Source organism: Paenibacillus sp. Soil787, assembly GCF_001429545.1.
GTDB lineage: Bacteria > Bacillota > Bacilli > Paenibacillales > NBRC-103111 > Paenibacillus_E.
On the sequence record NZ_LMSP01000047.1, the window covers coordinates 100,787 to 113,130 of the forward strand.

10 protein-coding genes are annotated in these 12,344 nt (G+C 46.0%); 8 read left to right on the forward strand and 2 right to left on the reverse strand.

Annotated features, from left to right (window positions below; all coding sequences use genetic code 11):
• Positions 1-58: 58 nt before the first annotated feature.
• The 7 genes from ASG93_RS31775 to ASG93_RS31805 all read left to right on the forward strand — a co-directional run bounded on the left by ASG93_RS31775 (position 59) and on the right by ASG93_RS31805 (position 7,648).
• A complete protein-coding gene (locus ASG93_RS31775; protein ID WP_056839099.1) occupies positions 59-1,804 on the forward strand; it encodes an ABC transporter ATP-binding protein in 1,746 nt (581 codons plus the stop codon).
• A gap of 26 nt (positions 1,805-1,830) precedes the next feature.
• Positions 1,831-3,579, forward strand: a complete 1,749-nt coding sequence (locus ASG93_RS31780) for an ABC transporter ATP-binding protein (RefSeq protein WP_056838846.1) — start codon at positions 1,831-1,833, stop codon at positions 3,577-3,579.
• An 867-nt stretch (positions 3,580-4,446) separates the two neighbouring features.
• On the forward strand, positions 4,447-4,890 hold the full coding sequence (locus ASG93_RS31785; protein ID WP_056838848.1) for a MarR family winged helix-turn-helix transcriptional regulator: 444 nt from the start codon (positions 4,447-4,449) through the stop codon (positions 4,888-4,890).
• A gap of 85 nt (positions 4,891-4,975) precedes the next feature.
• Entirely contained in the window at positions 4,976-5,377 is a 402-nt protein-coding gene (locus ASG93_RS31790) for a DoxX family protein (RefSeq protein WP_056838850.1), read from the forward strand.
• A gap of 61 nt (positions 5,378-5,438) precedes the next feature.
• A complete protein-coding gene (locus ASG93_RS31795) occupies positions 5,439-6,401 on the forward strand; it encodes a ring-cleaving dioxygenase (protein WP_056838852.1) in 963 nt (320 codons plus the stop codon).
• Positions 6,398-7,006, forward strand: a complete 609-nt coding sequence (locus tag ASG93_RS31800; RefSeq protein ID WP_056838854.1) for an alpha/beta hydrolase — start codon at positions 6,398-6,400, stop codon at positions 7,004-7,006. Before ASG93_RS31795 ends, ASG93_RS31800 begins: the two co-directional genes overlap by 4 nt.
• A 30-nt stretch (positions 7,007-7,036) precedes the next feature.
• Entirely contained in the window at positions 7,037-7,648 is a 612-nt protein-coding gene (locus ASG93_RS31805) for a flavin reductase family protein (protein ID WP_056838856.1), read from the forward strand.
• 1,092 nt (positions 7,649-8,740) lie between these two features.
• Here ASG93_RS31805 and ASG93_RS31810 read toward each other — a convergent pair.
• Together ASG93_RS31810 and ASG93_RS31815 are read right to left on the reverse strand one after the other, a co-directional pair.
• The gene (locus ASG93_RS31810) at positions 8,741-9,700 is read right to left on the reverse strand and encodes a helix-turn-helix transcriptional regulator (RefSeq protein ID WP_056838858.1); all 960 of its coding nucleotides are present in this window, start codon (positions 9,698-9,700) and stop codon (positions 8,741-8,743) included.
• A gap of 21 nt (positions 9,701-9,721) precedes the next feature.
• Positions 9,722-10,615 carry a LysR family transcriptional regulator gene (locus ASG93_RS31815; protein ID WP_056838861.1) on the reverse strand — a complete coding sequence of 298 codons (894 nt, stop codon included), beginning with the start codon at positions 10,613-10,615 and terminating at the stop codon, positions 9,722-9,724.
• A gap of 260 nt (positions 10,616-10,875) precedes the next feature.
• On the opposite strand from ASG93_RS31815, the gene leuC reads away from it, so the two are divergent.
• A complete protein-coding gene (leuC, locus tag ASG93_RS31820) occupies positions 10,876-12,297 on the forward strand; it encodes a 3-isopropylmalate dehydratase large subunit (RefSeq protein ID WP_056838863.1) in 1,422 nt (473 codons plus the stop codon).
• Positions 12,298-12,344 lie beyond the last annotated feature (47 nt).

Consider the following 12,344-nt stretch of genomic DNA (forward strand, 5'->3'; position numbering starts at 1 on the left):
TGATCATGGGTAATCTATAGAATCAATATGTGCACACTAAAAATGGAAAGGGGTGGAAATCTTGTCTTTTGTAATGAAATTGCGGTGGTTTTTCAAAGAAAGATGGAAATACTACGTGCTTGCTATCAGCTTAATGATTTGTGTGAATTTATTGGCGACAATTCCGCCTAAAATGATAGGGAATACAATCGATCAGATTGGCAGCGGGAAATTAACAGCATCTAGTCTAAGTCAGACTGTCCTTCTGCTTGTAGGCTTGTCTCTCCTATTATATGTAATTACTTATGTTTGGATCACGACCCTATTCGGCAATTCGGCACTCGTTGAGAAAGTACTCAGAGGGCGTTTACTGGCTCATCTGACGAAAATGACACCTGCTTTCTTCCAACGCAACAGCACGGGTCAGTTAATGGCATTAGCCACGAATGACGTGCTCGCTATTGGCCAGACCGCTGGTTACGGCGTTATGACACTCGTTCACACGTTGGTCGGGGCATCCGTCGTCATTATTACGATGATCTCCCTAATTAGCTTCAAATTAATGATTGCGGCGCTGATTCCTCTGCCTTTTCTAGCCTTAGTGATTAGTAAGCTGGGTCAAAAAGTGAGAGTTCGCTTCCTTGCTGCGCAGGCCTCTTTTGGCCAAATGAATGATCACGCACTCGAGTCCATCTCCGGCATTCGTGTGATTCGTTCTTATGTTCAGGAAGATCATGATCTCGTCGCCTTCGATAAAGTGACATCAGAAGTGATGAACAAGAATAGACGCGTGTCCATGTTGAATGCGCTTTTTCAGCCGCTTACCTCATTAATTGTAGGTCTAAGTTACTCGATAGGTATTGGCTATGGCTCTTATATGGTCTTTCATAATGAGATTACGCTGGGTCAGCTGATTTCATTTAATATTTACCTAGGTATGCTGATCTGGCCGATGATTTCTTTCGGCGAGTTCATTAATGTCCTGCAGCGCGGAAGTGCCTCGGCTGATCGTCTGGATACAGCACTGACGCAGAAAGCAGATATTGTGGATGTCGATGCACCGATTGCAGTGAGTGTACCGGAACGTATCGAGATGAAAGAGTTAACCTTTACGTATCCGACAGCAAATCATCCAAGTCTCGTTAACGTTTCTTTCCAATTAGAAAGAGGGCAGACGCTAGGAATTGTAGGCCGGACGGGTAGCGGCAAAAGCACGCTGCTGAAGCAGCTGCTGCGGCAATTCCCGATTGAACCAGGCAAGCTGCTGGTTGCAGGCGTGTCGATTGAGAGAATCGCCTTAGATCAGGTGAAGCGTTGGGTTGCTTACGTTCCGCAGGAGCATCTGCTGCTGTCCAAATCCATTCGCGACAATGTCGCGCTGGGTAAGCACGGTGCATCGCCGGAAGAGATCGCACGGGCTATTGAGATGGCCTCTTTTACCCAGGATATCGAGCAAATGCCGGAAGGCCTAGCGACAATTGTCGGTGAAAATGGCGTCATGCTGTCCGGTGGACAGAAGCAGCGTTTGGCGATTGCTCGAGCCCTTCTGATCGACTCGGAAATCTTGCTGCTCGATGACTCGTTATCCGCTGTCGATGCGCGGACGGAAAGCCGTATTCTCCAGCATATCCGCAAGGAACGCGCGGGCAGAACGACATTGATCAGCACGCACCGACTCTCGGCTGTGAGCCACGCGAATTGGATCCTCGTCCTAGATGAGGGGCGAATCGTCGAAGAGGGTACCCATGAAGAGCTGATGCTGTTCGGCGGCTGGTACCGTGAGCAGTGGGAACGTCAACAAATGGAAGCGAGTCTGGAAGAATGACAAACAGAAGAAGGGAGGACGACACAATGCAGAAACCGTCCACGACGAGAAGGCTGATTTCGTATGCACTCGTCTATAAGTTCAGGATTCTCGGCGCGCTGCTCATTCTTTGCTGCGCAGTAGGCGCCGAGCTGGGCGGACCTTATATAACCAAAACCATTATCGACCAGCATTTGTCTACAGACACACGTGCGATGGCGCCTGTTCTTAAGCTGCTTGGTCTATACATGGGCTTGCTCCTCATAGCAAGCATTTGTAATTTCTCGCAAGCCTATTTGCTCCAATCTACGGCTCTGCAGATTATTAAAAACATGCGCATGGACTTAATGCAGCACATTCAGCGTATTTCGCTGCGCTATTTTGATAATACGCCGATCGGGCAGGTTGTATCCCGAATTGCCAACGATACCGAGGCTATCCGCGACTTATTCATGAGCTTCATGGCAACATTCGTCGTAAGCATGATGCAGCTAACTGGTATCTTCGTAGCTTTATTCATACTGGATTGGCATTTGGCTCTTTTTTGTTTGGTGCTGCCGCCTATCTTTGCGTTAATTATGGTCGTTCACTTAAAATATTCGAAAATCTTCATCACCATTATGCGTGCTCGGCTGAGTGATATGAACGCGATGATTAATGAATCGATCGTGGTTATGCCTATTATTCAAGCTTTTCGCCGAGAGAAAGTGACGCTTGAGGAATTTGAAGTCCTGAACAAGGATCGCTATGTGAATCAGCTTAAGCAGTTCCGCATTTTTTCATTATCCTCTCGTAATATTGTGGGGACCATCGGCAGCTTGGTGACGGCTATGGTTATTTGGTATTTTGGCCGGGAATCGTTGACAACAGTGATTTCATTCGGGGTGTTTTACGCTTTCATCGATTATCTGGGGCGGATCTTTCAGCCGATTATCGGGATCTTCGATCAGTTGACGAATGCGCAGAGAGCCTTTGTTTCCGCGGATAAGGTGTTCACCATCTTAGACATGGAAGGACAAGAAGTAGAGAAGACGGATAAAGTCAGCCGCCCGGAAGGCGTTGTGAAGTTCGAGGACGTAACCTTTGCTTATAAAGCTGGGGAAAACGTACTGAAGCATATTTCGTTCGAAGCTCGTAAAGGGGAAACCGTAGCCTTGGTCGGTCATACAGGCTCAGGCAAAAGCTCGATCATGAACCTGCTGCTCGGTTTTTACGAGCCGGATGAAGGCAGCATCACGATTGATGGACGCGACATCCGGGGGATGTCCAAGCAAGCGCTGCGCAAGCATATGGGCATTGTTTTGCAGGACCCGTTCTTGTTTGCCGGAGATATCAAATTCAATGTGAGCCTCTATAATGAGGAGATTTCGCTGGAACGCGTGAAAAATGCGCTTAGTGATGTAGGCGCGGCCTCCTTCATCGAGCAGCTTCCTAACGGCTACGATGAACAGGTTGTAGAGCGGGGAAGTACGCTGTCTTCCGGCCAGAGACAGCTGATTTCGTTCGCACGAGCGTTGGCCTTCGACCCGTCGATTCTTATCTTGGATGAAGCGACAGCCAGCATCGACAGTGAGACGGAAGGGCTGATCCAGCGAGCGCTGAAAGTGGTCAGCGAAGGGCGAACGACCTTAGTCATCGCGCACAGGCTATCTACGATTCGCGATGCGGATCAGATTCTCGTGCTGCACCGCGGCGAGATTGCCGAGCGCGGCAATCATGAGACGCTGATGGCGCTGGGTGGCCGATACGCGAAGATGTATCAGCTGCAGAAAGGCGAGTCAGCTGTTGTGGGTTGACCTAGACGTATAAAGCCTAGGCCCTAATTGAAGCTAAGGTCGTGTTGCAAAAAGGATAAGCCTTTTCCGAAAGGGAAGGGCTTCTTTTTGCCATTTTTCCGAGATCGTTCATTTGGGTTGGCTATAAGATGATGCAAAAAGTGCATGTATTTTCCGGGGTTAGAACATATTTAATAAGAGAAGCTGCAAAAAGTGCAGCAAAAAGAACGCTTTTTAACCAGATCGACTTGTTTTGGATAGATTAGCTGTAGTTTTTGCAGCAAAACCTGATGCGCACGTTCATTTGAGCCAAATTTGCTGTACTAAATGCATCAACTTGTTCATATACCTCCCCCTTTCCCCACTCCTCAACAATTTTAACGCTACAAAACATCGCTAACTCACCAGCTAACTAGTCAACTCTCACTTTAGTGATGTAAATCATCGCTAAAGTCGCCGGATGTCCCTTTTCCCCACTCCTCAACAACTTTAACGCTACAAAACATCGCTAACTCACTAGCTAACTAGTCAACTCTCACTTTAGTGATGTAAATCATCGCTGTCGCCGGATGTCCTCTTTATCGAGTCCAACAAAAATAGAATCCATCAAATTATACCACCTTAATACGACACGCTTAGCCAAATAAGGCTTACTCACCAACTTTTCTTTCTATCTCGGACTAATTAAGAGGATACAATCGCACTTTATGCAGCATGATAAAAAGGGGAGCACATTATTTTAAAAATAGCCATTGACATCTTTCTCAATTTGCGGTATCTTTAAATCAAGATATTACAAATTAAGATTTCACAGCGCTTCATGGCAAGCCACAGCGAATAACAATGATCACATCACAGCAAAAAAATAAAAGAAATGAGGTGAACCAAATGAGTGAACAGAGAAATGATTCATTAGATCTCTATATTGCACTTTCCAGAGCAAGTGAATGGGTCAATGCCCATGGGGATCGCGATATTCGGAATCATGGTTTGAATCGAACGGAATTCGGAGTTCTTGAGCTGCTTTATCATAAAGGCGCGCAGCCGATTCAACAGATTGGCGGCAAGGTGCTTATGAGCAGCGGGAACATTACCTATGTTGTAGATAAGTTAGAGAAGAAAGAGTACGTAAAGCGAAAGACATCAACCGAAGACCGCAGGCTCATTTTTGCGGAAATTACGGATAAAGGGAAGCAATTTATTGAAGAGGTATTTCCTAAGCATACCGAGGTCATTGAGAAAGCGGTGGCTGGACTTACGGCAGAAGAGAAGAAGATAGCTAGTCAATTGTTGAAGAAGCTTGGTAAGTTTGCTCAGGATGGTTTTAAGTAGTTTGCCCTCCCATAAGAGGTGTTAACTGCTTAACCTTTTAACCAATATCTTAAAATAGAGATTCTTAAAATGGAGGAGAATGAATATGAGTATCGCATTAGGATTATTAATTATTCGTTTGGTTGTTGGATTAAGCTTTGTGGCGCATGGGGCACAGAAGTTGTTTGGTTGGTTCGGAGGCTATGGTCCGAAAGGAACGGGCGGCTGGATGGAATCCATCGGCATTAAACCCGGTGTTGTTATGGCGGTTATGGCAGGGCTCATGGAGTTCTTAGGCGGGGCATTATTTGCCGCTGGATTAGGTACAGTCATTGCTTCATTACTTATCGTCATGACGATGGTCGTTGCGATTGTCAAAGTACACGGTAAGAACGGTTATTGGGCTACCGCGGGCGGCTATGAATATAACTTGCTGCTGATTGCCATTGCGGTAGGAGTAGCATTAACAGGTGCAGGAGCTTACTCCGTCGATGCTTTATTGAAATAATCTTGGATACTTTTAAATCAGGTCTGGACATAATTAAACTAAACTAAAGGAGTTGGATTTAATGACACAACAACAACAACAACAAACAGCAGGTATTCACCACATAACAGCTTTCGTTCAAAATGCACAGGAAACCGTAGATTTTTATGCAGGGATTCTGGGACTTCGGATGATCAAAAAGACAATTAACTTTGACGCACCTGAAGTGTACCATTTGTACTTTGGTAATGAAATGGGAAGTCCGGGGACAATCATCACTTTCTTCCCATGGGCGCACTCTCGTAAAGGACGTATCGGCGGCGGTCAAGTCGGTATCACAACCTATGCTGTGCCTACAGGCAGTCTGTCATTCTGGGAAGAGCGTCTAACGCAGTTTGAAATTCCTTTTGAAAAAACACAAAGATTCACAGAGACATACCTTCAATTCGAAGATCGGGATGGTCTGAAACTTGAAATCGTAGAGCGCGAGCAAGGAGCGCTTAGCCAATGGTCATTCGGCGGCATTCCAACGGATAAAGCGATCAAAGGCTTCGGCGGCGCTGTTCTCTACAGCACGGCTCCTGACAAAACCTCTCAGCTGCTAGAGCAAGTGATGGGGCTTCAAAAAGTAGGGCAAGAGGGAGCTTACGCTCGATTCAAATCCTTTGGAGATTTGGGGAACATCGTCGATCTTAATGTAACCCCAATGGCCTATGGAGCTGGCGGAGCGGGTACCGTCCATCACATTGCATGGCGCGCCAAAGATGATGCAGAGCATGCACTATGGAGAAGCCATGTACAGTCGAATGGGTTCCAACCTACGCCGATCGTGGATCGTCAATATTTTAATGCGATCTACTTCCGTGAAGAAGGCGGCATACTCTTTGAGATTGCAACAGACCCTCCGGGCTTTGCACGTGATGAACAGCCTGAGGTGCTAGGTGAGAAACTGATGCTGCCGGAATGGTTCGAAGAGAGTCGTGAGCAAATCGAGCGTAATCTTCCGCCGATTCAAGTACGTGTATTGGAGGCGAAAAAACAATGAAGCATATCTTTCAAAAGGGAACGGATATAACGGCTCCGGTACTCGTACTCTTTCATGGCACGGGTGGAACCGAACGTGATCTTCTGCCGTTAGCTCAGGCGATTTCACCGACATCGTCGGTGCTGAGCGTTAGAGGTAATGTGCTTGAGAATGGGATGCCGCGGTTCTTCCGCCGGCTGGCTGAGGGAATCTTCGATGAGGAGGATCTCATCTTCCGTACCAAGGAATTGTATGATTTCCTCGATCAAGCTGCCGTAGAACACGGCTTTGATCGTAACAATCTCGTAGCCATTGGCTATTCCAACGGTGCAAACATTGCCGGAAGCCTTTTATTCCACTATCCGGATGCACTGCGAGGAGCGATTCTCCATCATCCGATGGTGCCGCTGAGAGGCATTCAACTGCCGGATCTCTCGGGTATTCCGGTCTTTATCGGAGCGGGTCGGAACGATCCGATCTGCTCCCCGCAGGAGACAGAGGAATTGCAGAAGCTATTAAGCGAAGCAGGATCACCGGTTGTCGTTCACTGGGAACAGGCAGGGCATCAGTTGACCCGTTCGGAGGTAGAAGCGGCAGGGACTTGGTTTAAGACGAATTTGGCATGAGGCCGAGTCTAGTAAAGGTGGAGATGCTTTGTGAGATCTATTGATCCCTCAAGTCAAAGCGAACGGGAAAACTATAAGCTATTAATAGGCAGCATAATTCCTAGGCCGATTGCATTTGTTACCTCCCTATCCTCGGAGGGTGTGCTCAATGCGGCACCGTTTAGTTATTTTACAATTGTGACGGCGAATCCTCCAATGGTTGCTATCTCGGTGCAGAGGAAGCAGGGCATTCGCAAAGACACATCGCGAAACGCCATCGATACTGGAGCTTTCGTCGTTCATATCTCTGACGAATCGTACATCGACCAGATTAATCAAACCGCTGCTCCGCTAGCGCCGAGTGAAAGCGAAGTTGCTTTAGCCGGACTTACACCCGTTGCGAGTGAAAAGATTGCTGTACCGGGGATCGCCGAAGCGAGCATACGTATGGAGTGTGTTCTTGAGCAAGTCGTAACGCTTGGTGGAACAGACGAGGCTCCTGCAGCCGATTTATTAATCGGGAGAGTCGTACAGTTTCATATCGCTGAGTCTTTATATGAGAACGGTCATATTGACCCGAATGGACTTAAGCCCGTCAGCCGGTTGGCCGGCAGCTCGTATGCGAAATTGGGCGAACAATTTGCGATGGATCGTCCCGTTTGAATCTCAAAAAAATAGGTAAGCCCTCGTGTCCATTATCTTTCTTTTAAAAGAAAAAATGGATTGCGGGGGCTTTTTTATTATAACTGCGGAGCTGGCGATCCGGCATGTTATGATGTTCGGCGAATCAATATCTCTCCTACCGCCAGCATTATTAAGTAAGGAACGCATAAATGGGTCATTAACTAGAGATTGAGGAATGAATCCTTATCTCCTGTTGAATGATGTTGTAGAAAATGCAACAATTTCTGCCTAAATCGCGCCTCGCTCCCTTCGTTGTTGCATAATGTACAACAATTGGGCCCGAAACAGGGCCATTTCCCTAAAAAGGGTTCAAAATGTTGTACAAACTACAACTTCAACTAGCAAATTAGCCTTTGGACGAGTGAATTGTTGTAGAGATTACAACATTGGTAGATAGCTATTGCCTTTCTACCCTTACGAAGCTGTTGAATGACTAAATTATTGTATGTTCTGTTTTTTTTCTACGACTGACAAACAACATACTGCTGTTGAGTAAGGAAGTGGGTGCGAAAATCAACTTCAGATTCATCTTTCYCAGCTAAAGGACTGGAGCGACGYTAATCCCCGAAAAAGATTGAATTTGAAAATCTAATGGACTCGACAGCCCTTAATCTACTTCAAATTATGAAAATAARATAGATTGAAACCGAATAACGGCGCTGAAGTCCGTAAGCTCGAAATCATCGCTCCAAATAGGCAGTTAACGGCATGTAGGAGACTGTCTATTCATTGTACGGTGAATAGACAGCCTCCCAGGTCCGTTAAACGTCTATTTCGGGTTGGTTTCATTAAGCTGTGTGCGTTAATTGGTCCGTCGTAGTTAAAAAAAAGAGATGCAAAAAGCACATCAAAACATGGTTGAATGATCGTTTTTTGTAGAACTGATGCATTTTGTGCATCTAATAAGTCCATATTCGATGGAATTTCAATATATTTGTTCAAATATATGCAATTTTTGCATCTATCTTTCGAATACACCGAAATAGTGGGAAATAGATGCACATTTTACACCAAAATTTATTGTTCCTCAGCATTGCAATGGTTACTTTGAATCCCGCATTTCAAATCAACTCATTTCCCGTATGCATGCTGCATAGCACGAATTTGCTCCCGAATCCAATTCACCATCTCCAAGGGTTCTTCAACTAACGCATCCGCACCCAAACTGAGAAAATACTTTGAAAAGTACGTTAAATTACTTCGATGCATGTCTGTATCTAATAGTCCACTGCCATCGTCATTGAGTCTCACATTTGCGTCCTGTCCATTGCTGCGCTCATAGGTTCTAATCCCAGCTGGAGTCAGCTTCACCCGGAGCTTCATTGACATGAGGCCTGCTTCACGCTCTTGCCCTGCTAACAGCCAGTCGCCAATTGTATAGTGTTTGAAATTTTTGCTTGGATGTTCGGATTCGGCTCGTTCCAAGCTTTGTAAGCGATCTGCGCGAAATAAGAGAAATCCCTCTTTTTGAAAGCAGTAGGAGGGGAAATACCAGAAACCATTGGACGCATAAATGCCAATTGGCTGCACGACTCTTTCTGTAGTTCCTTCTTTGGAGGCGTAAGTAATGCGTAAAGGCATTTCATCAATAGAAGCTTCCAATAGCTGCTCCAAGAAGGGGGAACCTTGCGTTCTCGCAGGCGTCCAGAAGGAGACGCGATCTTTAAGCGCATCGATTCTCGCCCTCGTATCTGTCGGGAGGTAGTGGTAGAACTTATTCAGAGCCGAGGTCGATTCCGCTGCAAAAGGGAGCGCGCCATAATATTGGAGCGACTGAAAGGCGAAGAACATCGCAACAGCCTCTTGTTCGGAGAAGAGAATAGGAGGGAGCATCCGCTTCTTTAATAAGCGAAATCCCCCATGTGGGCCAAATTCGGTATACAGCGGCATACCGAGCTCACTCAACTCTTGTAAATCGCGGTGCATCGTACGTTCCGAGACGCCGAATTCATCGGCCATCTCTTTCGTCGTGAACTGCATACGTTCGTTTACTGCCATCATCAGTTGAATTAACCGTTTCGTTTTGTTCATTGCAGGTTATACCTCCTTATGCTAACCGATTGTTCGCATAACCTCTTTCATTGTGGTAACGAAAGCCTCGGCCGCTTTAGAGATGTATCTGCCTTTCCGATAGGCAATGACGAGTGTGCGAGTAGGTCGGCCTTCAAGGGTGAGGTGAATAGGTGATAACTCACTGAAGCTTCTTTTTGAAATTAAAAAAGGGACGAAACCGATTCCCATGCCTGCTGCGACGAGGGACTGAACCGTTTCCATATTGCTTGATTCGAAGACGATATTGGGAGTAATGCCTGCTTTTTGGCATAGTTCCAGTGTTAGCTTGCGAAATCCTTGTCCTTTTTTCAAAGCGATGAAGGCTTCCTTCTCTAATTGTTCGATTCGAATAGGTTCTTTACTTGCTGCTAATGGATGCGTTGGAGGTACCGCGAGGACGATTTCTTCCTCCAGCAAAGTCTCATAAACGAGAGAATCCTCTCGCAAAGGCAAGGAGAGCAAAGAGATATCGGTTTGTCCATTCATTGTAAGCGTCTCTAAGTTAGAGGAGGTCTCTTCAACGAGTGTAATTTCAATATCCGGATAAGCCGCTTGGAAGACAGGAACAACGAAAGGCAGGATTGTTGAGCCCGTTATCGGCATACTGCCAACGACAAGGCGCCCTTTTTTCATTTGCGAAATGTCTTCCATTTCTTTCTTCAGCTGCTCGACCATGTCGAGGATTTTTTGTGATTTTTCAACAAATAGGGACCCAGCATGAGTAAGCTCTACTGAATTGGTGCTGCGCTGGAAAAGAAGGACGCCGATCTCTTTTTCTAGCTTGGATAGCTGCTGGCTTAGGGAAGGCTGTGCAATATGAAGTTTCTCCGCGGCGCGGGAGAAGTTGCGTTCGATAGCGATTTGAATCGCATATTGAAGTTGACGTAATTCCATTGAGGGTTCATCTCCTGATATGTAATAATCATAGCTTGTTTTATTGATGCAGCCTATAAAGCATACAGATAATATACCAGATTTTAAGCTTTTATATAAAAAAACTCGATCGAGTACAATCAATTCGAATCATTCTATAGGAATAATCTATGAAGCTTATAGTTATTATATCTTGGAGCTATGACGATATCCGTGCTAAACTACGTTATGAGGGTAAGACATTAACAATTAGAGCGGATAATGACAAGAGGTGACTGGATATGAGTAAAAAGACAATGTTTCAGAAGATTTGGGATAATCACGTGATTAACCAGGAAGAAGGCAAGCCCAGCGTAATCTATATTGATTTGCAATTGGTGCATGAAGTAACTTCACCGCAAGCTTTCGAAGGCCTTCGTTTATCGGGGCGCAAAGTTCGCAGACCAGATCTAACGTTTGCAACGATGGATCATAACGTACCAACGAAGGATCGTTTCAACATCACAGATCCTATTTCCAAACAACAAATTGATACACTTTCACAAAACTGCCGTGATTTCGGCGTTACTTTGTTCGACCTAGACAGCCTTGACCAAGGTGTTGTACACGTTATGGGACCTGAGCTAGGACTTACACATCCAGGTAAAACAATCGTTTGTGGCGATAGCCATACATCGACACACGGCGCATTCGGCGCACTTGCTTTCGGTATAGGAACTAGTGAAGTGGAGCACGTTCTTGCAACACAAACACTGCAACAGTCCAGAGCTAAATCATTGGAAGTACGCATTACAGGCAATCTGAAACCAGGCGTAACTGCGAAGGATTTGATTCTTGGCGTTATTGCTAAATACGGGACAGATTTTGCAACGGGTTATGTTATTGAGTATACCGGTGAAGCGATTCGTGGTCTTTCCATGGAAGAGCGTATGACGGTTTGTAACATGTCCATTGAAGGTGGAGCTAGAGCAGGTCTTATTGCACCTGACGAAACAACATTTAACTACCTGCGTGGTCGTGAATACGTTCCACAAGGTGCTGACTTTGATGCTGCAGTGGCGCAGTGGTCTAACCTTGTAACAGACGAAGGCGCTGAGTATGACTGGGTGCTGGAGTTTGATGCTGATTCCTTGATTCCGCAAGTGACCTGGGGAACTAGCCCGGGAATGGGGACGAGTATTACAGCACTAGTTCCGGATCCGCAAAGCTTCGAAACAGAAAATGAACGTAAAGCTGCTGAAAAAGCGCTTGAATATATGGATTTAACACCAGGCACTCCGATGACAGAACTGAAAGTTGATTATGTCTTCATCGGTTCTTGTACAAATGGTCGTATCGAGGATCTTCGTGCAGCTGCCAAAATTGCACAAGGCTATACGGTAGATCCAAGCGTTACAGCTATCGTAGTTCCAGGTTCCGGACGTGTTAAAATTCAAGCTGAGAAAGAAGGCTTGGACAAAATCTTTGAGGGCGCTGGCTTCGAATGGCGCGATGCTGGATGCAGTATGTGTTTGGCCATGAATCCAGACGTGCTTCAACCAGGTCAACGCTGTGCATCAACATCCAACCGTAACTTCGAAGGTCGTCAAGGCCGCGGTGGACGTACACATCTCGTTTCACCAGCGATGGCTGTTGCTGCAGCAATCAAAGGTCATTTCTACGACGTTCGTGATTGGGAAATTAAAGAATACCAACAAGCTTAATTTGGGCTGATTAAGGCAATGCTTACGATGCTAGTTTTGCTAAAGCA

Bases quoted from the DNA above. Each gene is read 5' to 3' on its own strand.
- ASG93_RS31780 (WP_056838846.1), top strand. From the start codon at position 1,831: ATGCAGAAACCGTCCACGACGAGAAGGCTGATTTCGTATGCACTCGTC.
- ASG93_RS31785 (WP_056838848.1), top strand. From the start codon at position 4,447: ATGAGTGAACAGAGAAATGATTCATTAGATCTCTATATTGCACTTTCC.
- ASG93_RS31790 (WP_056838850.1), top strand. From the start codon at position 4,976: ATGAGTATCGCATTAGGATTATTAATTATTCGTTTGGTTGTTGGATTA.
- ASG93_RS31795 (WP_056838852.1), top strand. From the start codon at position 5,439: ATGACACAACAACAACAACAACAAACAGCAGGTATTCACCACATAACA.
- ASG93_RS31800 (WP_056838854.1), top strand. From the start codon at position 6,398: ATGAAGCATATCTTTCAAAAGGGAACGGATATAACGGCTCCGGTACTC.
- ASG93_RS31810 (WP_056838858.1), bottom strand. From the start codon at position 9,700: ATGAACAAAACGAAACGGTTAATTCAACTGATGATGGCAGTAAACGAA.
- ASG93_RS31815 (WP_056838861.1), bottom strand. From the start codon at position 10,615: ATGGAATTACGTCAACTTCAATATGCGATTCAAATCGCTATCGAACGC.
- leuC (WP_056838863.1), top strand. From the start codon at position 10,876: ATGAGTAAAAAGACAATGTTTCAGAAGATTTGGGATAATCACGTGATT.